The sequence below is a fragment of the Flavimaricola marinus genome, assembly GCF_900184895.1.
GTDB lineage: Bacteria > Pseudomonadota > Alphaproteobacteria > Rhodobacterales > Rhodobacteraceae > Flavimaricola > Flavimaricola marinus.
Window position 1 is genome coordinate 84,117 of record NZ_FXZK01000010.1, and the last position, 26,410, is coordinate 110,526.

The 26,410-nt window shown below is 60.5% G+C and carries 18 protein-coding genes; 7 read left to right on the top strand and 11 right to left on the bottom strand.

The features are described 5' to 3' along the window. Positions 1–3 precede the first annotated feature (3 nt). Positions 4–567 (top strand): PqiC family protein, encoded by a 564-nt coding sequence (locus LOM8899_RS18390; RefSeq protein WP_093993722.1) that lies wholly within the window; start codon positions 4–6, stop codon positions 565–567. An 8-nt stretch (positions 568–575) separates the two neighbouring features. Here the strand turns inward: LOM8899_RS18390 and LOM8899_RS18395 are convergent, their stop codons facing one another. From LOM8899_RS18395 to LOM8899_RS18440, 10 genes are all read right to left on the bottom strand, one after another. Next, a complete protein-coding gene (locus tag LOM8899_RS18395) occupies positions 576–899 on the bottom strand; it encodes a protein tyrosine phosphatase family protein (RefSeq protein ID WP_093993723.1) in 324 nt (107 codons plus the stop codon). A 127-nt stretch (positions 900–1,026) separates the two neighbouring features. Further along, positions 1,027–2,658 carry an alpha-D-glucose phosphate-specific phosphoglucomutase gene (locus tag LOM8899_RS18400; protein WP_093993724.1) on the bottom strand — a complete coding sequence of 544 codons (1,632 nt, stop codon included), beginning with the start codon at positions 2,656–2,658 and terminating at the stop codon, positions 1,027–1,029. Positions 2,659–2,670: 12 nt separating this feature from the next. Next, on the bottom strand, positions 2,671–4,779 hold the full coding sequence (glgX, locus tag LOM8899_RS18405; RefSeq protein ID WP_093993725.1) for a glycogen debranching protein GlgX: 2,109 nt from the start codon (positions 4,777–4,779) through the stop codon (positions 2,671–2,673). Then, entirely contained in the window at positions 4,776–6,206 is a 1,431-nt protein-coding gene (gene glgA / locus LOM8899_RS18410; protein ID WP_093993726.1) for a glycogen synthase GlgA, read from the bottom strand. Before glgA ends, glgX begins: the two co-directional genes overlap by 4 nt. A gap of 12 nt (positions 6,207–6,218) precedes the next feature. Continuing rightward, a complete protein-coding gene (gene glgC, locus LOM8899_RS18415; RefSeq protein ID WP_093993727.1) occupies positions 6,219–7,499 on the bottom strand; it encodes a glucose-1-phosphate adenylyltransferase in 1,281 nt (426 codons plus the stop codon). Between the two features lie 24 nt (positions 7,500–7,523). Continuing rightward, a complete protein-coding gene (gene glgB, locus LOM8899_RS18420; RefSeq protein WP_093993728.1) occupies positions 7,524–9,722 on the bottom strand; it encodes a 1,4-alpha-glucan branching protein GlgB in 2,199 nt (732 codons plus the stop codon). Between the two features lie 44 nt (positions 9,723–9,766). Next, a complete protein-coding gene (locus LOM8899_RS18425; protein WP_093993729.1) occupies positions 9,767–10,408 on the bottom strand; it encodes a nucleoside triphosphate hydrolase in 642 nt (213 codons plus the stop codon). Between the two features lie 10 nt (positions 10,409–10,418). Beyond that, complete coding sequence (locus tag LOM8899_RS18430) at positions 10,419–11,195, bottom strand: ATP-binding cassette domain-containing protein (protein WP_093993730.1); 777 nt, start codon at positions 11,193–11,195, stop codon at positions 10,419–10,421. After that, positions 11,195–12,340: an ABC transporter permease gene (locus LOM8899_RS18435; RefSeq protein ID WP_093993731.1), complete on the bottom strand. Its 1,146-nt coding sequence runs from the start codon at positions 12,338–12,340 to the stop codon at positions 11,195–11,197. Before LOM8899_RS18435 ends, LOM8899_RS18430 begins: the two co-directional genes overlap by 1 nt. 106 nt (positions 12,341–12,446) lie before the next feature. Continuing rightward, complete coding sequence (locus LOM8899_RS18440; protein ID WP_093993767.1) at positions 12,447–13,466, bottom strand: sugar ABC transporter substrate-binding protein; 1,020 nt, start codon at positions 13,464–13,466, stop codon at positions 12,447–12,449. Positions 13,467–13,636: 170 nt separating this feature from the next. Between LOM8899_RS18440 and LOM8899_RS18445 the strand changes: the two genes are divergently transcribed. Further along, positions 13,637–14,848 (top strand): ROK family transcriptional regulator, encoded by a 1,212-nt coding sequence (locus LOM8899_RS18445; RefSeq protein WP_245820601.1) that lies wholly within the window; start codon positions 13,637–13,639, stop codon positions 14,846–14,848. Between the two features lie 5 nt (positions 14,849–14,853). Here the strand turns inward: LOM8899_RS18445 and LOM8899_RS18450 are convergent, their stop codons facing one another. Then, the gene (locus LOM8899_RS18450) at positions 14,854–15,891 is read right to left on the bottom strand and encodes a LacI family DNA-binding transcriptional regulator (protein ID WP_093993733.1); all 1,038 of its coding nucleotides are present in this window, start codon (positions 15,889–15,891) and stop codon (positions 14,854–14,856) included. A gap of 214 nt (positions 15,892–16,105) precedes the next feature. Between LOM8899_RS18450 and LOM8899_RS18455 the strand changes: the two genes are divergently transcribed. The 5 genes from LOM8899_RS18455 to LOM8899_RS18475 all read left to right on the top strand — a co-directional run bounded on the left by LOM8899_RS18455 (position 16,106) and on the right by LOM8899_RS18475 (position 26,408). Continuing rightward, positions 16,106–16,963: a YihY/virulence factor BrkB family protein gene (locus LOM8899_RS18455; protein WP_093993734.1), complete on the top strand. Its 858-nt coding sequence runs from the start codon at positions 16,106–16,108 to the stop codon at positions 16,961–16,963. Positions 16,964–17,166: 203 nt separating this feature from the next. Continuing rightward, the gene (locus LOM8899_RS18460) at positions 17,167–21,513 is read left to right on the top strand and encodes an Ig-like domain-containing protein (protein WP_110521988.1); all 4,347 of its coding nucleotides are present in this window, start codon (positions 17,167–17,169) and stop codon (positions 21,511–21,513) included. Between the two features lie 61 nt (positions 21,514–21,574). Next, the gene (locus LOM8899_RS18465) at positions 21,575–22,966 is read left to right on the top strand and encodes a TolC family protein (RefSeq protein ID WP_093993736.1); all 1,392 of its coding nucleotides are present in this window, start codon (positions 21,575–21,577) and stop codon (positions 22,964–22,966) included. Further along, on the top strand, positions 22,963–25,239 hold the full coding sequence (locus tag LOM8899_RS18470; RefSeq protein ID WP_370739391.1) for an ATP-binding cassette domain-containing protein: 2,277 nt from the start codon (positions 22,963–22,965) through the stop codon (positions 25,237–25,239). The genes LOM8899_RS18465 and LOM8899_RS18470 overlap by 4 nt, the downstream gene beginning before the upstream one ends. Beyond that, positions 25,239–26,408 (top strand): beta-barrel domain-containing protein, encoded by a 1,170-nt coding sequence (locus LOM8899_RS18475; protein WP_093993737.1) that lies wholly within the window; start codon positions 25,239–25,241, stop codon positions 26,406–26,408. Before LOM8899_RS18470 ends, LOM8899_RS18475 begins: the two co-directional genes overlap by 1 nt. Positions 26,409–26,410 lie beyond the last annotated feature (2 nt).

The window sequence follows — 26,410 nt, forward strand, 5'->3', positions numbered from 1 at the left end:
TCGATGAAACTGCTTCCCCTCTCCCTTGTTCTTGTCGCCACACTGGCCGCCTGTTCGGAGCCTGCGCAGCGGTTCGCTGTGCCTGCGATCACGTCGACGGATAGCGTGTCGATCGCCTATCGGTCGGTCGAGGTGAGCGACATCGTGCTGCCCACCTATGCCAGCCTCGAAGAGATATTCGTGGAAACGCCGGACGGCGCTTTGACGAGTTCGTCGTCCCTGCTGTGGGCCGATGATCCGACCCGCGCGGCGACGCTGGAATTGACGCGCAGCCTTGCCGCGATCACCGGTGCGCGCGTCGCGTCAGAGCCATGGCCCTTCGACAGCTATGCCGATGTGCGAGTTGAAGTGCGGGTCGAGGAATTCATCGCCAGCCAGCGCGGCGAGTTTCGACTGTCTGGACAGTACTTCGTCGCGACATTCGACGGGGCAGGGCGCGACCGTGCCGTGCCTTTCCGCCTCAGCGTACCCCTCGTGCCCGAGGCTGGTCCGGCCGCAATTGCGGCGGCCCGCGCGGCCGTGATGGCCGAGCTGGCCGAGGACATTGCTCGCAACGGGCTACGATAGGCCCGGTTCTAGCGTCCGGTGGCGGTGTAGAGGCTTTGCGCCCGTCCGCCTGACTTGCAATAGGCGTGCACCTTGCCCGTCGCTGCGGTGACGGCCTTGTGGAATGCAACCACGTCTTCGGCAGTGGCTTGCCCCGGACGGATGGGAATGTGGTAGGCCGACATGCCAGCAGCTTTGGCCGCCGCCTCGATGGCAGAAAAGGGTGTCTGCCCCGGGTCTTCGTTGTCGGGACGATTGCAGATCACGGTCGAATAGCCTTCGGCCTTGAGCGCACCGATATCCTCCGGCTCGATCTGGCCGCTTACGGTGAACTCCGGTGCAATAGATTTCATGTCTCTGGCCGCCTCCTTGGTGGAAAATAACCGTGCCTCGATGGTTCGGGCGAGGCCCGATGCACGAAATAGTGCCAATATACTTGAGCCGAAGCAATAACCTTGCTCCGGCTCTGCCGATGTTGATCTAGGTGATCACGTTGGGGGCGTCGCGACCGGTGTGGGCCTTGATCCCGGCGATCTCATCCGCTGCGGCGATGATATCGGCGAGAGCTTCCTGGGCGTCGCGGTGCATCCGCGCCTTGTCGGTTTCCACCGTTTCGAGATAGACCCGCAAGGTCGCACCGACGGTGCCCGTTCCGGACAAGCGAAACACCACCCGACCGCCGCCAGCAAAGCCTATCCGAAGGCCTTGTGCCGCCGAATGAGACCCGTCGACGGGATCGTCATAGGCAAATTCGTCTGCGGATTCGACGGTCAGCGGTCCAAACGTCTGACCGGGAAGACTGGGCAATTTGTCCCTCAACCCGTCGAACAGGGCGTTGGCCTTGTCGCTTTCCACGTCTTCGTAATCGTGACGCGAATAGTAATTGCGACCGAACTCGGCCCAATGATCCGACATCATTTGCGAGACCGACTTGCCAGTGACCGCGAGGATATTCAGCCATAGAAGCACCGCCCAAAGGCCGTCTTTCTCGCGGACGTGGTCAGAGCCCGTGCCGGCACTTTCCTCGCCACAGAGCGTTGCCCGTCCGGCATCCAGCAGGTTGCCGAAGAACTTCCACCCGGTCGGCGTCTCAAAGCATTCGATGCCACGCGCTTCGGCAACGCGGTCGACTGCGCCAGATGTCGGCATCGAGCGGGCGACGCCTTTCAACCCGCCAGCATAGCCGGGAGCAAGATGCGCGTGGGCAGCAAGAACGGCGAGGCTGTCGGACGGCGTCACGTAGATGCCGCGCCCCATGATCATATTGCGATCGCCGTCACCGTCAGAGGCGGCCCCGAAATCGGGGGCGTCCGGTCCCATCATCGTCTTGACGAGGGATTTGGCCCAGATCGGGTTCGGATCAGGGTGGCCGCCACCGAAATCCTTGGACGGGATACCGTTGACCACCGAGCCGGGAGCGGCCCCGAGTGCACCTTCGAGGATCGCGGTCGCATAGGGGCCGGTGACAGCGTGCATCGCATCGAATTGCATCCTGAAGCCGCCCGCAAACAGTGCCGAGATCGCTTCGAAGTCGAACAACTCCCGCATCAGCGCGGCGTAGTCGGAGACGGGATCGACCACCTCGATTTCCATGTCGCCCAATGCAAGGCTGCCCGGCGTCGACAAATCGACATCTGCGGTATCGAGCGTCTTGTAGCTGCCGATCGTCTTTGTGACGGCAAAGATCTTGTCGGTGACGCCTTCCGGGGCAGGGCCGCCGTTCGGGGTGTTGTACTTCAACCCGAAGTCCTCCTCGGGGCCACCGGGATTATGGCTTGCCGACAGTATCAGCCCGCCATCGGTGCCGCGTTTGCGGATCAGGTGGCTTGCCGCGGGGGTCGACAACAGGGCGTTGGTGCCGACGATGACCTTTGCCGCGCCGTTGGCGGCGGCCATGCGCAGAATGGTCTGAGAAGCGGTCTGGTTGAAGAAACGTCCATCCCCGCCCAAGACGAGGCTCTTGCCTGCGACGCCGCCGATCCCGTCAAAGATCGACTGCACGTAGTTCTCGAGAAAATTCGGCTCCATGAAGACGCGGGTCTTCTTGCGCAACCCGCTGGTGCCGGGTTTTTGCCCGTCGATCGGCTGTGTCTGGATGGTATGGGGTGTCATCGGATCCTCCTCCTAGTAGCGTCGCGACTGTGCCTCCTGCACGAGCACGACGACTGAATTGGCTCGCACCCGCGTCATGCGTCGAGCTGGCTTGGGCGAGGCATAGGGGCGCGCGGTGTCGATATGGCGCACCCATTGACGCTCTTTTGGAGTCGCAGGCAGCGCGACGTTCAGACCGTGACCCGCATTGAGGACCACGATAATCGCTTCTTCGAGCGCTGCATACTCTGGCGTCCCCGACGCGGTGCGCATTTCGAGCGCGACATAGTGGAGGCCGGGATTGGACCAATCCTCGTCCGACATCGGCGTGCCGTCCGATTTCCGCCAGAAGAGATCGGGGACCCCATCGATAAGGCGGCTCTTGGAGTGCAGGAAACGGGTTTGCCGCAGGATCGGATGTTCCTTGCGGAATTGGATGATCCGTTGGCAGAAGGCCAGAAATTCGGGGTCGTCGCCCTTGTTCTCGGTTCCCCAATCCACCCAACCAAGCGGGTTGTCCTGACAGTAGACGTTGTTGTTGCCGTCCTGGGAATTGCCGAGTTCGTCCCCTGCGAGGATCAATGGCGTTCCCTGACTGAGCATCAGGGTGGCGACCATATTGCGCCGCCGCAAGGCACGCGCCGCGATGATCTCGGGTTTGTCGGACGGCCCCTCGTGCCCCATGTTGTCGGAGTGATTGTGCGAGTGGCCGTCACGGTTGTCTTCGCCATTCGCCAGATTGTGCTTTTCGTTGTAGCTGACCAAATCCTTGAGCGTGAAACCGTCATGCGCGGTGAGGAAATTCACCGAGGACGTCGCGTGCCGGGCGTCATGGTCAAACCGAATGGCGGATCCGCTCACCCGCCGTGCGAGCTTTGGCGCGATGCCCTCGTCACCGCGCCAAAACGCGCGGGTCTGATCCCGGAACTTGTCGTTCCATTCCGCCCAAGGCGGTGGGTAGGAGCCGAGTTGGTATCCGCCCGGTCCGATATCCCAAGGCTCTGCGATCATCTTGACGGTCGCGAGAACCGGATCCTGCCGGACCGCCTGAAAGAACGGGCTGTTCCTGTCGAAACCGTTGCTGGTCCGGCCCAGAACGGAACAGAGGTCGAAGCGGAACCCGTCGACATGCATCACTTCGACCCAGTAGCGCAGTGAATCCATGATCATGCGCATGACCATGGGGTGATCGACGTTCAGCGTGTTGCCTGTGCCGGTATCGTTGACGTAATAGCGCGGGTTGTGTTCTTGCAGCCGGTAGTAGCTGGCATTGTCGAGGCCCCGAAAGCTGAGGGTCGGCCCGAGTTCGTTGCCTTCGCCGGTATGGTTGTAAACCACGTCCAGAATGACCTCGATGCCGGCGCTGTGGAGGCGGGCGACCATTTGCTGGAATTCGGAAATCTGTCCGTGCGACATGTAGCGCGGCTCGGGCGCGAAGAACGACATGGACATGTAGCCCCAGTAATTCGTCAGCCCCTTGTCCAGCAAATGCTGTTCATTCAGGAAGGCGTGCACTGGCAGTAACTCGATCGCGGTCACCCCGAGGTTGTTGAGGTGCTCAAGGATCGGGTCCGAAGCGAGTGCGAGATACGTACCGCGGTTGGGGATATCGGGCCGGAGCGCGGTCAACCCTTTGACGTGGGCCTCGTAGAACACCGTCTCGGACATCGGTGTCCGAGGCGGACGGTCGTCGCCCCAGCTGAATGTGGGGTCGACCACGACGCCTCTGTTCATGAAATTGGCCGAGTTGCGCGTGTCGAAGGTGAGGTCCTTGTGCATCGCGGACATGTCGTAGCCCATGAGCGACTCGTCCCAGATCGGGTGGCCTGCGACCTGCTTGGCATATGGATCGAGCAGCAATTTGTGCGGATTGAACCGGTGCCCTTCGTCGGGCCGGTAGGGCCCATGTGCCCGATATCCATATTGCTGCCCCGGTCTGAGGCCCGAGATGTAGCCATGCCAGATGTGACCTTCGTTCTCTGGAAGGTCGATCAGCAGGTGCTCGTTGCCGCTGCGGTCAAAGAGGCAGAGCGTCATGCGGGTTGCATTTTGCGAGAAGACGGCAAAGTTTACGCCTTCGCCATCGAAGGTCGCGCCCATCGGATAGGGGCGTCCTGCAGTGATCGTTAGATTTTGAGTCATGAGCTGGGCGCAATATCCCGATATAGCGCGGCATAGGCGCGGGCGGATGGCCCCCAACCGACCGGTTGTCGCATGGCGTTTTTCTGCATCTTTGCCCACGTCGTGCTATCTGCATACAGATCGCAAAGCTGCGACAGGGCGCTGCGCAGGGATTGCGCGGTGATGGGGTTGAACTGAATGCCGGTGGCGGCCTGCACATCGAGCGCGGCCGTGGAAGCATTGATCACGGTGTCGGCCAGCCCGCCGGTCAGACCGACAACAGGGATTGTTCCGTAGCGCAGGCCATAAAGCTGTGTCAGGCCACAGGGTTCAAACCGGGACGGCACAAGGATCGCGTCGCCTCCAGCAATCATCCGATGCGACAGCGCTTCGTCGTAGCCGATATGAACGGCCACCTGATCGTTTCGCGCGGCATTGCGCAATGCGTCCTCGAAAGCCGGGTCGCCCGACCCCAGGACAGCCAGTTGCCCACCGCGCGCCAAAAGCGTCGGCATCGCTTCGAGCAGCAGATCGACGCCTTTCTGTTCGGTCAGCCGCGTGATCATCACGCAAAGCGGGCCCTCCGCCTCATCCAATCCGATTTCTGCACGCAACGCGGCCTTGTTGGCGGCCTTGCCCCGAGGGGTCTTGTAGGGTTTGATCTCCGGGTCTGTTGCCGGGTTCCAAACCTCTTCGTCGATACCATTCAGAATGCCAGATAGGTCGGCCGAGCGCAGCCGCATCACCCCGTCGAGGCCCATGCCGAAACTGTCGGTCATCAACTCGCGGGCGTATGTCGGCGACACGGTGGTTAGCTTGTCCGCCCCCATGAGACCCGCTTTCAATGCCGAGGCTCGCCCCCAGAATTCATAGCCGTCCTTGGTCATCCGTGAATGCCGCAGTCGCAGGGCGGGGATCTTGGCGGCATCAGCATTCCCTTGGAAAGCGATGTTGTGAATCGTCATCACCGTCCCGACTTTGCCCGTCCCGCCCATGTCGTGCAGGTACTCGGGAACCCAGCCCGCCTGCCAGTCGTGACAATGCAGGACATCCGGCCGCCAGTCGTCGATGGCACCCATTCCGATCCGAGCGGCCATCCAGCAGAGTGCGGCGAACCGTTCGGGATTGTCCGGCCAATCGCGTCCTTTCGGGCTGAGGTAGATCGAACCGCCCCTGTCATACAAATGCGGCGCATCGATGACGAGAAGGTCGAGCCCTGCTGCCGTGCCTGCAAGGAGCTTTCCGGGCCCGCCGAACAGGTTCGGCTCGGTATACACCGTCGCGGCGTCCCCAAGTGCTTTCAGAACCGCCGGATAGCCGGGCAGGAGCGTCCGAAACCCGACGCCCTCGTGCGCCAGCGCGGCGGGTAAAGCTCCGACGACATCCGCGAGCCCGCCGGTTTTCACCAGCGGGGCACATTCAGAAGCAACTGAAAGGACGTTCAGCATCAGGCGCGTTTCCTAGCTTTTGGACTCTCGCTGAATACCCGCTTCCCGGGCATCGAGCATGTCTTGGGTGATCAGTGTGATCCCCTTGTTGGACACTCGGAACCATTTTGCGTCTTCCACCGGGTCTTCCCCTACGACAAGGCCCTCTGGAATGATCACTCCCCGATCAATGACAACCCGCCGCAGGCGGGCCGATCTGTTGACGGTTACATAAGGCAAGACCACCGCATGATCGAGAACTGCATAGGAATTCGTGTGCACTTCGGTGAATAAAAGCGAATTCCGCACCTCGGTGCCCGAAATAATGCATCCTCCGGAGACCATTGATGAAATTGCCACCCCGCGGCGATCGCTTTCATCATGGATGAACTTCGCCGGTGGCACTGATTCGGAGTAGGTCCAAATCGGCCAATTTTTGTCCCAGAGGTTCAGATCCGGGGTGAAATCGGTCAGGTCGATGTTCGCCTGCCAGAAGGCGTCGACCGTACCGACATCGCGCCAATAGGCAGGGGCGTCAGGGGCATGCCGCACGCAAGACGTGTCGAAGCGGTGCGCCATCGCTTTGCCGTTCTTGACGATATCCGGGATCAGATCATTGCCGAAGTCATGCGAGGAATTGGGATCTTCGGCGTCTGCCTTGAGCAGATCACGAAGGAACGGCCACGAAAAGACGTAGATCCCCATCGAGGCCAGCGCCTTGTTCGGATCTTCCGGAGTTCCGGGAGGATCAGCGGGCTTTTCCAGAAACTGCGTGATCCGGTCGTTCTCGTCGACATGCATGACGCCAAAGGCCGTGGCCTCCATCCGCGGCACCGTCAGACATCCGATGGTGACATCTGCCCCATTCTCGACATGCTCACGAAGCATCTCGGCGTAGTCCATCTTGTAGATATGGTCGCCGGCCAGGATGATGATGTGATCGATGTCGTAACTGTCGACGATGTCGATGTTCTGGGTGACCGCATCGGCCGTGCCGCGATACCAGGCTTCGTTGTTGCCGCGTTGCGATGCCGGCAGGATGTCGAGAAACTCGTTTCGTTCGACCCGAAAAAAGGACCAGCCGCGCTGGCAATGGCGAATGAGACTGTGCGCCTTGTATTGGGTCGCCACTGCCATCTTGCGGATCCCCGAATTCATCGCATTCGAAAGTGCGAAGTCGATGATCCGGGCCTTGCCGCCGAAATAGACTGCGGGTTTGACCCGTCGATCCGTCAGTTCCTTTAACCGGGAGCCTCGGCCCCCCGCGAGCACGAATGCCATGGCTCGGTTCGTCAGGCGCCGATTGTTTTGCATAAGATGGGTCTCCTCCCGTTATTTTTATGCCGACGAGAGCTGAAAAATCAGCGTCGACAATGGCGGCAATGTGATGGTGATGGAGGCCGGTTGGCCGTTCCATTCTACCGCTGACGCCTCCACGCCTCCCATATTGCCGCGATTTGCACCGCCGTAGATGCCCGCATCGGTATTCAGTCGTTCGGCCCAGTGCCCGAGTTCGGGCACGCCGACACGAAACTCCGATCGTTCGATGTTTGCAAAGTTGCAGACCACGATGCAGGGATTGGACCCGTCCTTGCCACGCCGAAGGAAACTGATCGTCGACTGTTCGGCATCGCCGCCGTCTATCCAGCCGAAACCGGTGTGTTCGCAATCCAGCTCATACAAGGCGGGCGTGCTGCGATAGAGCTCGTTCAGATCACGCACCAAGGTCTGAATGCCTTTGTTGGCGGGTTGCTGAGCGGCGTCCCAATTGATCTGGGAGTCGTGGTCCCATTCCTCTGGCTGGCCGAATTCGCAGCCCATGAACAAGAGCTTCTTGCCCGGATGTCCCCACATGAACCCATAGTAGGCCCGCAGGTTCGCGAATTTTTCCCAATCGTTGCCGGGCATTTTCGACAGCATGGAGCCTTTGCCATGCACGACCTCGTCGTGGCTGATCGGAAGGATGAAATTCTCCGAAAAGGCGTAGTCGATGCCAAAGGTCATCTGATGATGGTGATACTTGCGGTAGATCGGATCGTGCTTGATGTACTCGAGCGTGTCGTTCATCCAGCCCATGTTCCATTTGAAGCCGAAGCCAAGACCGCCCGCATCCACCGGAGCGGACACCTTGGGGAACGAGGTCGATTCCTCGGCGACGGTCATGATGCCCGGAAATTGCCCGTATGTGGCGGTGTTCATCCGACGGAACATGTCGATCGCTTCATAGTTCTCGCGACCACCGTCCTTGTTCGGAATCCATTCGCCTTCCTGACGCGAATAATCCCGATACAGCATCGACGCCACGGCATCCACGCGAAGCCCGTCGAGATGATACTCGTCCAGCCAATACAGCGCGTTCGCAGTAAGGAAATTGGCCACTTCGGACCGACCATAGTTGTAGATCAAGGTCTTCCAGTCGTTGTGAAAGCCCTCTTTCGGATCGGAGTGTTCATAGAGGTGCGAGCCGTCAAACCGGCCAAGCCCGTGTGGATCTGTCGGGAAGTGCCCCGGCACCCAATCGAGCAGAACCCCGAGCCCCGCTTGGTGCGCGGCATCGACGAGATCGCGGAATTCGTTTGGTGGCCCAAAGCGGATCGTAGGCGCAAACATTCCTACGGGTTGGTAGCCCCAAGAACCGTCGAACGGATATTCGGACACCGGCATCAATTCGATATGGGTGAACCCCATGTCGCGGGCGTAGTTCACGAGGTCTTCCGCCGCTTCCTTGTAGGAAAGGGACCGCCCGTTCTGATCCCATATCCGTTTCCACGATCCCAGATGGACTTCGTAGATCGAAATGGGGGCGTCTCGGCGGTTTACGTCGGCACGATCGCCCATCCAACCGCCGTCGTGCCAGCCGTAATTGGACAGATCGCGCACCACGCTCCCTGTTTCCGGCGGGTGTTGCGAGCCAAATCCCACGGGATCGGCCTTCAGCGGCCCTACGCTGCCATCCCCGGCGACGATTTCGTATTTGTAGATCGCGCCGTCACCGACGCCGGGAATGAAAATCTCCCAGACGCCCGTGCCGCCACGTCTGCGCATGACATGCCGGCGTCCGTCCCAGAAATTGAAATCACCGACGACCGACACCCGCCGGGCAGACGGCGCCCAGACCGCGAAATGGGTGCCGGGAGTGTCGTCGAGCGTCATCACATGGGCGCCGAGGGCTTCCCATAGCCGATTGTGATTGCCTTCCCCGAGCAGGTATTCGTCGAAATCGGTCAGTACCGCGCCAAAGCGGTAGGCGTCTTCGTATGTCCAGCTTGATCCGTCGGCCCCGGTCCCTTCGAGCAGGTACGGTTTCGTGCCGGGCACCTTTCCTGAAAACAACGCTCCATCGACCCGTTCAAGCGGATACCGTTTCTTCCCGACGATAGCCGAGAGCGTATCGGCACCTGGATCAATCGCGGTGACCCAACGACTTCGGCCTTGTTTGTGCGGGCCGAGAACTGAGAACGGATCTGAATGGCGAGCCTCAAGCAGGGCAGCTGTGGTCTCGCGCGTGAGATGCGGGGTATTGGGATGCGTTTTCATGTTCCCATCATAGGGACAAGTGGTAACTCAGCAAGACCAAGTTGCTATGCGGATTGCCCGATTTGAAGCGCCAGATCCGCGGGAACGGCACGCGCCACGACACGTTGAGCATTGGGAATATCGTTGCTTTCCGCTCGGCGGGTGGCGGCTGCCCGAGACAGACCGTGGCTCAACCATCGTTGTATCAATCTCGCCCGGATTTCCGGCATCGGAACTTCGAGCATCACCGTGATATCCCACAGCGTGAATAGCCTGCGCCACGGCTCTTCGTCGAAAAGCAGGTAATTGCCTTCGACCAGAACCACTTGGCATTCGGACGGCACGGAGACCGAACCCGCAATTGCGATGTCACGTTGGCGATCAAAGCTGGGCAAAATGACCTCGCCCCCATGCTTTATGCGCTGCATCGCATGGATGAAGCCGTGAGCATCGAAGGTTTCGGGAGCACCCTTGCGCCCCCTGAGCCCTCGATCCTCAAGAATGGAGTTGTCCAGATGGAAGCCATCCATCGGGACAACCTGAGCGAGACATTTCTGCAATCTCAACCGCTTGGCAACTTCGTCAGCCAAGGTCGATTTGCCGCTGCCCGGCGCCCCTGCGATGGCGACGAGCAGCCTGTCTTGATCGGCGCGCTTCTCGTGGACCAATTCGGCCACTGCGTTCACATGGGCCGTGATGTTTAGCAAGATTTAGCCTCTAGACTGCTTCGAGTTCGGTCTCGGGTTCCTTGGCCCCAGTCATATAGGCAACCGCGTCGGACATCGAATGATTTTTCGGGTTGATGACACAAAGACGTTTGCCGAGCCGGTGAATGTGAATTCTGTCGGCGACCTCGAACACATGCGGCATGTTGTGGCTGATCAGGATGATGGGGATGCCCCGCGATTTGACGTCCTGGATCAACTCCAGCACCTTGCGGCTTTCCTTGACGCCCAGTGCGGCCGTCGGCTCGTCCAGAATGATCACCTTGGAGCCAAAAGCTGCGGCCCGTGCCACCGCGACACCCTGGCGCTGACCACCGGACAGAGTTTCAACCGCCTGGTTGATGTTCTGAATGGTCATCAGGCCCAGTTCGGACAGTTTGTCACGAGCGAACTTTTCCATCGCGGGGCGGTCGAGCTGACGCAGGTATTGACCCCGCCAACCCGGTTTGCGCATTTCGCGCCCCATGAACATGTTGTCAGCGATCGACAGGGCAGGGGACATGGCAAGCGTCTGGTAGACAGTCTCGATCCCGGCCTCCCTCGCCTGAATAGGCGAGGTGAAGTGGATTTTCTTGCCTTCGAGATACACATCGCCCTGATCCGGGACGACGGCACCAGAAACCGCTTTGATGAGTGTCGACTTGCCGGCGCCGTTGTCGCCGATGACTGCAAGGATTTCGCCGGGAAAGAGGTCGAAGTCGCAATGATCGAGTGCAGTCACTTTGCCATAACGCTTGACCAGATTGCGGCCTTTGAGAAGCGGTTCCATTACGATGACACCTTTCTGATCCATTGGTCGACAGCGACGGCTGCGATGATGAGCACGCCAATCAAGAGGTAGGTCCACTGAGCATCCGCACCGAGCAGGCGCAGGCCCATGGTGAACACACCCACGATAAAGGCACCGAAGATCATGCCCAGGATGGAGCCACGTCCGCCAAAGAGCGAGATGCCTCCGATGACGACAGCGGTGATACTGTCGATATTGGCCAACTGCCCGGAAGTGGGTGACACGGAGCCGATCCGTCCGATCAGGGCCCAGCCAGCGAAGGCGCAGATCAGACCAGACATCACATAGACTGAGATCAGTGTGCCCTTGACGTTCACACCCGACAGCTCTGCTGCTTCGGGATCGTCACCGACAGCATAGACATGTCGTCCCCAGGCCGTATTGCGCAGCGCATAGGCAAGGCCGATCACCAGAAGGATCATGAACAGCACGCCAACGGTGAAGTTTGCCCCACCACGCCCCTCGGCGTCGCCGCCAATGGTAAACGCGGCTTTTCCAAAGACCTGCAGGAGCGAAGCCTCGGAAGCTATATCCTGGCTGCGGATGGTTTCGTTTGCGGAATAGAGGAAGTTGGTTGCCAGAACGATCTGCCACATGCCCAGCGTAACGATGAAGGGTGGCAGTTTGATTCGCGCGACAAGAAAGCCGTTTATGAAACCGCAAAGCGCGCCTACCGCCAGTCCGGCCACGACGGACACCTCGACGGGCAGGCCGTAGCGGAACGTGAACTGGCCCATGATCACCGAAGAGAACACCATGATCGCGCCGACGCTGAGGTCGATGCCGGCGGTCAGGATGACCAGAGCTTGCGCGGCCCCGACGATCCCGACGATCATCACCTGATCAAGGATAAAGGAAAGGGTGCGAAGGCTGAAAAAACGATAGCGGGAGTTGGAGATGTCCTCCAAATCAACCATCCCAAGGGAATACATCAAAGGCTCGCGGTCGATCAACAGACCGAAGACCGGGATCGCCACCAGCAAGACGATTAGCGAAACCGCAGCCGGAAATCTGTGAAGCAGGCTTTGAAACCTTGCAACGGCGCCCTTGCGCTCGTCCTCGAACGAGGCGACCTGTTGCGAGGCGCCCTCTAGGGCCGACTCGTAGTTATCCTGTGGTGACATTTGCCCCTCCCTTGGTGAAGTGGGCACCACGATGGCGCCCACTTTCGGTCTTCTGAGTTGAGTGTAAGTCTAGGGTAGCGGCTAGATCTACCCTAGATTGTCGCGATTAGCCCCAGCAGAGCTCGGTGCCTTCGGCGGTGTCGATGCTCTCGATACCTTCGACCGGCTTGTCAGTGACGAGCGCGACGCCTGTGTCGAAGAAGTCCTTGCCTTCAGTAGGCTGGGGCAGGGTTCCGTCTGCCGCGTAGGCTGCAATCGCTTCGATACCCAGCGCGGCCATGCGCAGCGGATACTGCTGCGACGTCGCACCGATCACGCCGTCTGCGACGTTCTGGATGCCGGGGCAGCCACCGTCGACGGACACGATGAGAACGTCGTTCTCACGACCGACCGACTTGAGCGCCTCGTAGGCACCGGCAGCGGCAGGCTCGTTGATGGTGTAGACCACGTTGATGTCGGGATCGACGGCCAACAGGGCTTCCATGGCAGTCCGGCCACCTTCTTCGTTACCGGCGGTCACTTCGTTTCCGATGATCCGGGGATCGGTTTCGTCGCCCCAACGGGTCACGTCGCCGACGTCGATGCCAAAGCCGGTCAGGAAGCCCTGATCGCGCAGAACGCCAACGGTCGGCTGGCTGACAGCGAGGTCGAGCATTGCGATCTTGGCATCTGCAGCGGCATCACCGAGGGATGCAGCGGCCCAGGCGCCGATCAGCTCACCGGCGAGGAAGTTGTCGGTCGCGAAAGTCGCGTCGGCGGCGTCGATCGGCGACAGCGGTGTGTCGAGAGCGATAACGACGAGGCCAGCTTCGCGTGCTTCGGTCACCGCGGACACGATGGACGATGTGTCGGACGCCGTCAGCAGGATGCCCGATGCGCCTTCTGCGATGCATGTCTCGATGGCGGCAACCTGTGTCTCGTGGTCGCCGTCGACCCGACCTGCGAAGGTCAGCAGATTGATGCCGAGCTCTTCGGCTGCAGCAGTCGCACCTTCGCGCATCTTCACGAAGAAGGGGTTGGTGTCTGTCTTGGTGATAAGGCAAGCCGAAGTGGCATGGCCGCCAGCATAAGCGGCGCCGGTTGCGGCAACGAGTGCGATTGCGGAGCCCGCAAGTAGTTTCTTCATGGTATCCTCCCAAAAGATTGAGGCGGTTGTTGAGCCGCCGCGACAACGATGCATCACAGCACCGCGATCTGTCGACATCAAACCTCGATTCGAACCTAGCGTCAATAAATAAATCAAGTTGACTTATTATTTAGCAAAGTCCTAGTCTGGCCCGAGAGGGGGAAGCGATCATGGAAGGTGTAATGCGGCCGCAGGAGCCTCAGGGGCTGTCCGGCGGAGTCAATCAGCACGGCGTTCGCGATTACAACGAGCGCCTGATCCTATCGACTATTCAACGCCTTGGCCCCCACGCCGGGAGCGAGATCGCCCGTATGACTGGTCTCTCACCACAGACCGTGTCCGTGATCTTGCGGGCACTCGAGCAAGACGGATTGCTGGAGCGGGGCACGCCTCAGAGGGGCCGGGTCGGCAAGCCGTCCGTGCCGATGGGCCTTTCGCCGGAGGGCGTTTTCGCGTTCGGTCTCAAGATCGGCCGTCGCAGCGCCGATCTGGTTTTGACCGATTTCTTCGGCATCGTGCGCCATCAGCTTCAAGTGACGTACCGCTATCCCATGCCGATGGATCTGCTCGACTTCCTGAGATCCGGCATTGCGGCGATAACGGCCAAGATGCCTTCGAAACAACGCAGTCGCATCGCGGGTATCGGCATCGCCCAGCCACATGAGATCTGGAATTGGCACGAAACGATCGGTGCCCCGTCCGAGGAGTTGGCTTCTTGGCGAGAGGTCGACTTCGTCGATCAGATTTCGCGGTTCAGCTCGCTGCCGGTCTTTATTGAGAACGACGCAACCGCAGCTTGCCGCGCCGAGCATATATATGGTCGGGGTCGCGAATTCCGCGATTTCGCCTACTTCTTTGTCGGCTCCTTTATCGGGGGCGGTGTTGTCCTGAACCATTCGATATTCGATGGCGCCCAAGGGAACGCCGGCGCATTTGGCTCGCTACCCGCGCGTCGCCCTGACGGCAGTATCGGACAACTTCTCGATACCGCCTCGCTCTATCTGCTGGAGGCGGCCATCGTCGAGGCTGGGATGGAACCATCAAGGCTTTGGACGCAGCCGCAAGACTGGTCCGGCTTCCCGGAGCTGCTGGATGCCTGGATCGACCGCGCCGCGGTCGAGCTTGCGCATGCTGCATTGACGGTGTGTTCGGTGATCGATTTCGGGGCCGTACTGATCGACGGAGCTTTCCCGGAAGTCGTGCGCAGCCGCCTTATCGAGGGGGTGGAAAGCGAGTTGGCCACGCTCGATAGCCGGGGGCTGGTCTTGCCCGTCATCGGGGCCGGGCGCGTCGGTGGAAACGCCCGTGCCATCGGTGCGGCTTGCGGTCCGGTTGTCTCGCAATACTTGCTCAACACTCATTCCGGCTTTTCGGGTGGCTAGGGCCGTCAGCCTGCCCGCAGGGTTGTTCGCTCGATCAATTCTGGCTTGATCAAGCGCGATTCACGGGCACGATCCGGCTCGGAGCGAAGTTCTTGCATAAGGTCGATGCAGTGGCCCGCGATTTCGTCACGGGGAATGCGGATCGTGGTCAAGCCGATGTCATGCCAGCCGGACATCGCGATATCGTCGAGGCCGATCAGTCCGAAATCGTCGGGAACGGAAACTCCTGCCTGCCGCAACGCGGCCAATGCTCCGATTGCAAGCACGTCACTGGCGCAGAAGCAGGCGTCGCATTGAGAAGATTTCAGCAAGCCCTGGATGGCATCGAACCCGCCCTCGTAGCTCCAGCTCGACGCGTCGAACGGCTCGACCGTGATCCCGAGTTTCTCACCCGTGATGCGATAGCCGGGGAAGGGGTCCCTGACGGATTTGTCGCCGCGCGGCCCGCCGAGATAGGCCAACTTGCGATACCCGCGTTCGTGAAGGGTATTTGCCGCAAGTCGTCCGGCGGCGGCATCCTGAACGGCGCTTTGAGACACGAAAGGCTGGTGGCTCTTGAAGTCGAAAGCCTGCACGACGGTCAGCCCGCTCTGGTCGAACGCTCGGATGAAGGGCAGCGGAAGGGTAGGCGACAAGAGAACCAGCGCCTCGACGCCATATTCCTGCACCATCCGGATTGCCTTGTCCGCCGAAACGTCACCTCCGAGGTTCATCAGGATCGGGCGAAAGCCTTGCTCCTGAAGGTGGGTGGTGAAGTGCCCCAAAAGCTCCAACAGGGCAGGGTTGGCGAAGTCGTCGGTCACGAGCCCTACGAGGCCGGTGCGCCCGCTCGCCAATCCGGCGGCGAGCCGGTTCGGTCGGTAGCCTAGCGCGTCTGCGGTTGCGAGAACGAGCTTGCGCATATCCTCGGATACCGGTGCGCCGGGCGTGAAACTGCGCGATACGGCGGCGGTCGAAACACCGGCCTTCTCGGCAACGTCCTTTAAAGTAACTGGTTTGTTCGGCGCGATTTTCGGGCGCGCCAATACTGCTGTGCCTGCCATCTTTGACCCTTTCTTTATGTGGCCTTTGGGAAAGCATTAACCATTTGCCTCGGTATTGCAATCGCTTGCAGCCTGACAGGTCGCGCACTTGTGGTATTTGGGTCAATCGTCCACTACGGAGCCCGGGCGGCAATCGTTTGCTTGCTTGCGTTGTGACGCTGGTGCTGGAACGAGGGTACGGACGGCCTAGGTCTTTCGGGGAAAGGCGCGGAAAATGAATTTGGATCCAAGGCAATACTGGCGCGTCCTGAAGGCGGTATTCGAACGTGCCGAACGGGCGCACCTCGGTTTGATTGCAGCTGGAGTGGCATTTTTCGGCATGTTCGCGATCTTTCCGGCGATAGCGGCCCTGATCGCCGTTTTCGGACTGGTCGCAGATCCGTCGATCGTGGAAGCCCAGTTGTCGTTGATGAAGGAAATCATCCCCGAGGAGCCTTACAAGCTGTTCGAGGGGCAGATTTCCAGCCTCTTGCAGGCGCGGTCCGACGCGTTGGGCTGGGCCACCGCGTTGTCGACCCTGGTGGCGCTCTGGTCCGCACGCGCCGGTGTCGCCGCGCTCATGCAGGGGCTGAATGCGATCAGTGGTGGGCGCAATCGACGTGGGTTGCGGCACTATGCGGTGGCCCTGCTGCTGACCGCTTGTCTTGTCGGGATAGCGGTCGCGGCTTTGCTGGTCGTCGTGATTGCCCCGATCGTTCTGGCGTTCCTGCCGCTGTCTGGAGCAGCTGGTCTGCTGCTTCAGGTGGTGCGATGGGTCGTGGCGCTCTTTATCGTGTTTGCGGCCCTCGGTCTGCTCTATCGATTTGGGCCGAACAATCGCGGCAACAGGATGGGATGGATAACGCCGGGGGCGTTCCTCGTCGTGGTTCTCTGGATTATCGCGTCGATCGGATTTTCAACATATCTGACCAATTTCGGTAGCTATAACGAAGTTTATGGTTCGATTGGTGCAGTTATCGCGATGCTGATGTGGCTCTACATCAGCGCCTATCTGGTCCTGATGGGGGCGGTTCTGAACGTCATCCTGTTGGGGCAGGACTGGGGAGAGCCGGCCCGGCCGAAAGCCGAATAGCCCCACCTCAGACGTCGACCCTGTGCTGATTTGGCATCAAAATCCGCCATTTGTTGCATCTGAGACTCAATTTTCATGGGGTGAAAGCGGCATTACCCACGGGTCAAGAAATTGCTAGAAATAGGTGCCGACACAAGTTATCGTGTTCGCAATCAATAAATGCACCCCATCAATGTGGGTGCTCATGAGGCGGAGTAGTTGGTATGTCGGCGATTGAATTCGTCGTCCGTAGTGATGCGGGCGCATTAAACCGTGGCTTCATTGGCGGGGAGGGCGTGAGTGCGCCTCTGATGGCCGAAGTGGGCTCGGATATCTCCCTGAAATTGGAGCGGACGCAAATCCTGTCGTACGGCCGGCGCGGTCAGGCGCTTGAGATCACGCTGATCGATGGTCAGGTGATCGTCGTCGAGAATTACTTCTCTCTGGATGGTCTCCCGCAGAGCGACCTGTTCATCTCGACCGACGGATTGCTGTCCGAAGTCCAGCTCGCGGCCGGTCCGGGCGATACGTATTTCTCGACTTATGTGGATAGTGACGCCATTGGCAAATGGGGTCCTGATGACGAGTTGTATTTCCTCGACGGCCCTGCTGTCCAATTGGCGGGCGTCGTCGCGGACGATGTCGGAATGCTCGACACAGGCTTCCTGACCGGACTGCCGCTGATGCCGGCTGCCCTGTTGGGCGCGGCTGCCCTGGCCCCGACGGTCGCAGGTGGCTCGGAAGGAACGGAAGAGGAAGAGGTGCTTGGCACCGTCGAGACCCGTCCCGATCCTGTTGCCGAAATCCTGACCGGAACCGTGGAGAGCGGAACCGTCGTCAATGCCGAGGATCATGCCGACGGCGTCGATATCGTCGGCACCGGCACACCCGGTGCGACTGTTGTCGTCACGGTCGGTGAGGCAACCCAAGAAACCGTTATCGGCGATGACGGCAATTGGGGTGTCACCTTCCCAAGCGATGAAATCGATACCGGGACATACGAGATCCCTGTCGAGGTGGTCGTGTCCGACGATGGACGTGAGATCACATTGGAAGAAACCCTTTCGGTCGATACCGAGGCTAGCGTCACGTTCGATGAGGATGCCGTCGGTGGCGACGGCACTGTAAACGATGCAGAGGCGGGGGCCGAAGTGCTCCTGACCGGGACAACCGAGCCCGGCTCGACTGTTGTCGTCAGCATCGATGGGGTCGACTATGAGGCGGTCGTCGACGGAGAAAGCTGGACCGTAACTCTCGGGGCCGACACCTTGGCCGATGGGGAATACGTCCAGAATGTAACCGTGACCGCAACCGACGCCGTCGGGAATACCGCTGTCACGACTGGCGACTTTACAATCGATACCGAGACCAGCGTTGGGGTGGCGACGGCGACCATCGGTGGCAATGGTGTCGTGAATGCGCAGGAACATGCGAGCGGATTTACCGTCACGGGCACCGCAGAGGCAGGCGCCAGCGTCGTCGTGACCCTTGGCGATGCGTCTCATACCGTCACGGCGACATCCGAGGGGACGTGGTCGGTATACTTCGTGCCCTCCGAGGTGCCGGACGGCACGTACGAAGCCACGGTGACCGCGGTGGCAACGGATATCGCCGGCAACACCGCCACTGCCAGCGGAACGATCCAGATCGACACCGAAATGTCGGTCACAGTCGATACGGCTTCTGTCGAAATCGACGGTATCGTCAACGCGGCCGAAGCGTCTGACGGTGTGTCGATCACGGGAACTGCCGAGGCGGGGTCTGCCGTCACGGTCATCATGGGATCGGTTACCCACACGACGACGGCCGCTGCCGATGGCACTTGGTCGGTCACCTATGCCGCGAATGAGATTGCGACCGGCACTTACAACGCGACTGTTCAGGTGTCTGCAACCGACGCCGCGGGCAATACCGCGACCACAACCGGCACGCTGACGATTGACACCGAAGCGCGGGTGACTTTCGACGAGAGCGCCGTTGGTGGCGACGGAATGGTCGATGCGTCGGAAGCGGGCAATGTTGTGCTGACCGGGACGACTGAAGCTGGATCGACGGTCACCGTTACTCTGAACGGAGCCGAATATTCCGCGACCGTGACGGGCACCAACTGGACGCTGACATTGCCTGCCGGAGATGTGCCTTCGGGTGAATATCTTCAGGATGTGACCGTTACGGCGATTGACCGGTTTGGCAACACGGCGTCCACGACCGGCAGCTATGCCGTCGATACCGAGACATCTGTCACCGTCGACACAAGCACCGTGGAAGGCGACGGAATCGTCAATGCCGTCGAGCATTCCGATGGCGTGACGCTCACGGGCACAGCCGAGGCAGGTGCTACTGTCCAAGTCACGATGGCGGGGGTCACTCAGACGGTCACCGCAAATGGTCGCGGCGAATGGAGTGCGGATTTTGCCGCAGCAGACGTACCGACAGGCGAAACGACCGTGGATGTCAGCGTGACGTCGACCGATCTGGTCGGAAACACTGCGTCCGCGTCTGGAACAATCGAGATCGACACGATTACCGACGTCACGATCGATACCTCGACCTTTGGCGGCGACAGCGTGGTCAATGCAGTCGAACGCGACGCGGGCATCACTCTGACCGGCACAGCCGAGGCGGGTGCCTCTGTCGCTGTGACGATGGCGGGAGTGACCCAGACCGTCACCGCAGGCGCGAACGGCGCATGGAATGCCGACTTCGCCGCTGCCGATATTCCGACAGGCGAGACCACTGCCGATGTGACTGTCACGTCGACGGACGCCGCCGGAAACACTGCGACGGCCACGGACACCGTGCAGATCGATACGTTCGTGAACGCATTGGACGTCAACAGCGGCCCTGTTGGCGGCGATGGTGTCATCAACTTCGAAGAGCAGGGGCAGGCCATCGAGCTGACCGGGGTGGTCGAGCCAGGGTCGACCGTCGAAGTGTCCTTGGCCGGCGTCGCGGCAACAGCCACCGTCGCCGCGGATGGGAGTTGGTCCGTCAGCTATCCCGCCAATGCGATCCCCGGTGGCGAATACGATACCGACCTCGTCGTCAGTGCGACCGATGCCGCAGGCAATACTGCCGATCTGACGCAAGCCGTTCGGGTCGATACGGTTGCCGGTGATTTGACGCTCAGTCCTGACCCGATCGAGGGCGACGACATCGTCAATGCGGTCGAGCATTCGGACGGGGTGACGATCTACGGCACGGCAACACCGGGATTGACGGTCACCGTCACACTGGGCGAAGCATCGCAGCAAGTGGTTGCCGCAGCTGACGGCACATGGTCGACCGACTTCGCGTCCGCGACGATCCCCGTGGGCACATACGACTCTCCGATTTCGGCCACGATCACGGATGATGCCGGCAATACCAAGTCGGTCACGGATGTGGTCCGTATCGATACGGAGTTGCCGTTCACCTTGGATGCGCCGATCGAAGGCGACGATGTGATCAACGCGGCCGAGGCCGAAGACGGCGTCGTGTTGTCGGGAACGGTCGAGCCGGGTTCGACCGTTGAGGTCACATTCGCAGGCTCTAGCCGCACGGTGACCGCCGGCGCGGACGGTGTCTGGTCGGTCAGCTATGCTGCAGCCGATATCCCTGCGGGTGAATCCCTTCAGGACATCACAGCGGTCGCCACCGACATCGCGGGCAACGAAGCTGTCATCACCGATCAGGTCCGGGTCGATACCATCGTCAACACGCTGACCGTTGATGGCCCCGTCGAAGGCGACGATCTGGTCAACCGTGCCGAAGCCGGTGACGGCATCACGCTGACCGGAACGGTCGAAGTCGGCTCAACCGTCATGGTGACCTTTGAGGGCATCACGCGGGCAGCCACCGTCGCTTCGGACGGCAGCTGGAACGTGGATTTCGCCGCGAACGAGATCCCTGGTGGCGAGTACACGGCAGATGTGACGATCGATGCGACCGATGCTTACGGCAACACCCGGTCCATTACGGACAGCTTCGAGGTGGATACGACGCCGCCGGAAGCCCCGTTGATCGAGAGTTATACCCGCAGTGGTCAAGGCGTCCGTGCCTTGTCGACCTCACTGTCCGACGACAACATCACCATTCACTCGGTTGATAGCAGCGGTCAGGCCGCCGAGCTTGATCCGGTTGTCGAGGAGAACACCACGTTCAACGAGTTGGATTTCAACTTTACCCAGCCGGTTCCGAACGGATCGCATCTGGTGATGAATGCCAGCGATGACAGCGGCAACAGCACCGCCACCCTGTTCGTCTTGGAAGAGACCAACACCAACGCGGTTTCGATCGTCAATCAGGGCTCTGCGTCCAACAGTGGCCTCGACGGGTTCGACATCGAGGCGATCGATCTTCAGTTCGCCGAGGACAGTGTACTAACGCTGACTGCATCCGATCTGGAGGCGCTTTGCGCTCATTCGAACAGCCTCACGATCCATGGTGGACAGGACGATACCGTCAACATCGCAGGTGCCACGGCAACCGGCGAGACATCGGAAATCGGTGGCCAGACCTATGCCCACTACGCGCTGGGTGACAACGGCGGCAGCCTGATCATCGACGAGACCATCAACGTCATCACTTGAGAGTGACGGCGAAGGCGGAGGCCGGATCAACCGGCCCCGCTTCCCCTTCCAAGGGGCAAGTGTGTATGAGGGGGCAGACGTGACCAAGGCGGTGCAAGGCAGGCAAAGGCAAACCCGGGCGTCGATCACTGCGTTGATCATCGGCCTCGGGCTAAGCGGCTGCTCCGAGATGTCGGCGGGTGGCTTGTCGGGCGCGGCAATGTCCCTCTTGAGTAACGACGAGGCCGCAACTTCTGCCGAGGCAGAGCCGATTTCCGCATCATCCGATGCCGTTCTCGATTCCGAAATGGAGGACGGAACGACTTCGCCCTTGATCGAGGGTCTCTTGAACCGTCGATCTGTCTTGGGCCCCGGCCCATTGCGCGATGTTGCGATTTCGGTGATGGCCGCCAATACCCGCGCCGCAGAAGCCGATTTGCGCGCGGCGACGCTCAGGGCCGAGGCAAAATCCTTGAACTGGCTTCCAAGTCTGGGTCCATCGGTGAGCTTGACTTCACTCGGGTCCGTCGTTGCCTCTCTCGTGATCAATCAGGCATTGATCGACAACGGAGTCCGTCGTGCTGAACGCGATTTTGCAAAACACGATGTCGAGGTCGCCGCGGTCGCTCTGGCCGAGGATAGCAACGAGCGGGTGCTGCAGGCATTGGAGCTTTACCTGCGTGCTGAGGCTGCTCAGGCCAGGGCCGACGTCAATGCCGAGGCGATGGAGCGGATGAGCCATTTTGCCTACATCATGCGGGAACGTGTGAACGCCGGGATCAGTGATCGCGCCGACTTGCAGGTCGTTACCCAGAAGCAAAACCAGATGGCGTCGGATATGGCAGCGGATTTCGAAACCGCGCAATCCGCCCGCAACGAGCTTCAGGCCATGGCGGCGACGCCCTTGTCCGAGGTGCGCGGGCTCTCGGAAATCGATACCCCGTCTTTGACCGCAGAGCCGTTGACCGTGATGAAGGCGATGGCGGAGAGCGACCGGGCGGTGGCGGAAGCCCGCGCTGCCCGCGCCGGATTTTTGCCAGGGCTGTCCATCGGGGGCAGCGTCGGCACGTCTGGTGACAATCTCGGCCTGAATGTCGGTGCTCCGAATGGCCTGTCCTTTGGCATGGGCGCCTCGATGCGGGCGATCGAAGCTGAGGAGCAGGCCGCGGCGGCACGTGTCGGAGCTGAACGCGAAGCTGCCGAGCGCGATCTCGCATCATTGGAGGGGCGCTTGGTGTCCTTGCGCCGCCAAGAGGCCGAGGCCCGCCGGCTCGCCGAACAAGCTGCCGCGAATTACGACCTTTTCGCTGAACAGCAACGCGCCGGACAGCGCGGAGTCACCGAAGTCGTCGGTGTGTTCGAAACGAAAGTTCGAGCAGAGCGCACGGCCGTGGAGATGCGTTTTAATATCGCGATGGCCGAGCTGCGTATCGCGGCCCGGCTGGGGACGTTGGTAGATGGAGAGCGGATGTGAGTGGACCTGTCCTGGCCTTTGATATCAGTGCCACACGTGGCGCGAAGCTGACGCGAATTGCGACGGAGACAACCGATACGACAAAGAAGGCACTGACGACGCCCCCCGTCTTGGGGGTGGTCGCCGCAAACAAGACCGGTCCGGCAATCGAACCGGCGTCCGACCCATTTAGCCCAAAGGCAAAATCACGCGCGGACCTTGCTGCGACCTATGCTGGATTGCTGGGAGTCGACGTGTCGCGTGGTGATCTGTTGGAGAGGATGGCCATATCGGGCGGTGACAATGTCACTCCGGAAATTATCGCAGAAGCCTTGACCGATGCGGGGCTGATGACTCGGATCACGAAGACCCCGAGATTGCGAGCCTCTCTCTGGCCTGCTTTGGCCGAAATGACCTCCGGCCAGGTCGTCTTGGTCTTGGATCAGTCCGATGCTGGACTGACGATCTATGACACCACCTGTCCGGCCAACCGTGCCGAAGTTCCGATGGATGAATTCATGTCGGTCTATGCTGGCACGGTGTTGCGTGCAGATGTCGGCGTCGCTGAATTGAACCGTCGTCATGCCGAGAAGGGGAAGGCTCCGCATTGGTTCTGGGGCGAGATGGCCAAGTTCCGTCGCCACATTGCCGAGGTGGCCATGGGGTCGTTCGTCGCGAACCTTCTTGCTGTCGCCGTGGCGTTGTTCTCTTTGCAGGTCTACGACCGGGTGATCCCGCATCAATCCGTGGCGACCTTGTGGGTGCTGGCCGTAGGGGCGGGCCTCGCCATGCTGCTTGAAGCGTTCCTGCGCATTGCGCGGGCGCGGCTGATGGACGGTGCGGGGCGCCGGATCGAGATGCAGGTTCAGACCCTGTTGATGGACCGCATCCTTGGCATGCGGGCAGGTCGCAAGGAAAACACGCCGTCCGGCACATTTGCCGCGGTCCGTGAATTCAGCTCGATCCGAGAGTTCTTCACCGCGTCGACCATCGGCACACTGACCGACTTGCCCTTCATCGTGTTGTTCTTGGCGCTGGTGGCGTCGATTGGCGGCAACGTGGTTTGGGTGTTGTTCATCGGCGGAATTCTGATGGTCCTGCCGTCCTTCTTTCTACAGAAGAAGATGATCGAGCTGACCCGTGCCACCCAAGGCGCTTCGACCAAATCGAGCCGTCTGCTGCATGAGGCCATCTACGAGGCCGATACGATCAAGGCCCATCGGGGGGAGGACCGGTTCCGCAGGGTCTGGGGGGAGCTTTCGGCGCTGTCGTCCTTGGCGACGTCCGAGCAGCGCAAGCTAGCGTCCACGCTCACTTTCTGGAGCCAAGGTGTCCAGCAGGCGACCTACGTGAGTGCGGTGGTCACCGGCACCTTCATGGTCTTCACAGGAGAGTTCACTGTCGGTACGATCATCGCGGTCGGTATCCTGACCTCGCGGACATTGGGGCCGCTGACGCAACTGGCCTCAACTCTGGCGCGCTGGTCGAACGTTCAGGCCGCATTGGAGGCGCTGGACCGGGTCGCGATGTCGGAACAGGACGAGGCCGAGGGCCGGACCTACCTGCGCCGTGAGAAGCTGCGCGGCTCGTTCGAGTTTCAGGACCTTGTCTATTGCTACGACGAGGACGGTGCCCGGTCGGTGGATATCGCCGGCTTGGCCATCGAACCCGGGCAGCGCGTCGCCATTCTCGGCGCCAACGGCTCCGGGAAATCGACCCTTCTGAAACTTCTCTCGGGCATCTATCAGCCGACCGCCGGCCGGATCATGATAGATGGCGTAGATATGGGACAGGTGATGCCGCGGGATCTGCGTCGGTCCATCGGCTATCTCAGTCAGGAAGTCCGACTTTTCGCGGGCACGTTGCGTGACAACCTCAATCTGACACTGCTGGAACGAGATGACGATCGTCTGTTGCGAGCGCTGGATTTCGCAGGGTTGGGTCCGTTCGTCCGCGCACATCCCAAAGGTCTGGACCTTGAAATCCGGGATGGTGGCGAAGGTCTTTCGGTCGGCCAGCGTCAGTCCATCGGCTGGGCGCGGCTCTGGCTGCAGGATCCCGCAATCTGTTTGCTCGATGAGCCTACCGCCGCGCTGGATCAGGCGCTGGAATCCACTCTGGTCAGTCGCCTCGATGCCTGGCTCCGGGGGCGGACCGCGATCATCGCCACACATCGGCTTCCGATCCTGCAACTGACCGACCGGACATTGGTCCTGCAAAACGGGCGCATGGTTGTGGACGGCCCGCGCGACGAAGTGCTTGCGCATCTCAACAAGAAGAAAGCGACCAGCTGATGGCCCTTTGGGATCAGGAATTCGAAGGCCGTATGCGTGGCCCCAGCATGCTTATCTGGCTGGTGGCGGCAACTGTTCTTATCTTTTTGATCTGGGCCAAATTTGCATGGATCGATGAAATCGTCCGGGCAGAGGGCGAGATTGTTTCTGCGGCGCGTCCGCAGATCATTCAGAACCTCGAAGGCGGCATTCTTGCCGAACTCTTGGTGTCGGAGGGCGATACCGTCGAGCCCGGCGATGTGCTGGCTCGTCTGCGTGGCACCAATTTCATGACGGCGGTAGACGATCTGGAAGAGCAGATAGATGCTGCGGAAATCCGCCGTTTGCGACTGGAGGCCGAGATCGCAGGGCAACACAGTTTCTTGGTGCCCCCCGAGGTCGCTGCTCGAAGCCCGCAGATCGTTGCGTCGGAACAATCGTTGCTCGCCGCCCGCCAAGCCGACTACATCAGCCGCACCGAGGGCGCGGCTCGGATCGTAGCCGAGAGCCGGCGTGAACTGGCCGTGATGGAAGACCTTCTGGAGCGGGAGATTGCGGCATTGATCGAGGTCACGCGCGCCAGAAATGCTCTGAGCGATGCGGAAATCCGCTACAACGAAGTCGTCACCGGGACCGAACTTGAACGGGCAAGCGCCTATTCGGATACATTGCAGGAACTCGCACAGCTGCGGCAGGACCTTCGCGTGGCCCAAGACCAGCTGTCTCGCACCGTCATCACCTCACCGATGCGCGGCATCGTCAACGATCTCGCGATCACGACGATCGGTGGCGTTGTCCGTCCTGGCGAGGAAATATTCGAGATCATTCCGCTCGGTGATGAGCTGTTTGTTGAGGCAAGGGTCAAGCCCGAGGATATCGCGAATGTGGTGCCTGGGCAGCATGCGACGATCAAGCTGTCTGCCTACGACTACACCGTCTATGGCTCGTTGCCCGGTGAGGTTCTCGTTATCTCGGCGGATACGTTCGAAGACGAACGTCGCAGCGACCTGCCGCCTACTTATCGTGTGACCCTGCGCGTCGATCTCAGCAATTTGACGGAGCGCCAGCAACGCATTGAAATCCGCCCCGGAATGCAGGCCGCGGTCGAGCTGCATACGGGCGCCAAGACGGTCCTGCAGTATCTGACAAAGCCACTCTACCGGTCTCGTGAGGCGCTGCGTGAGCCCTGATG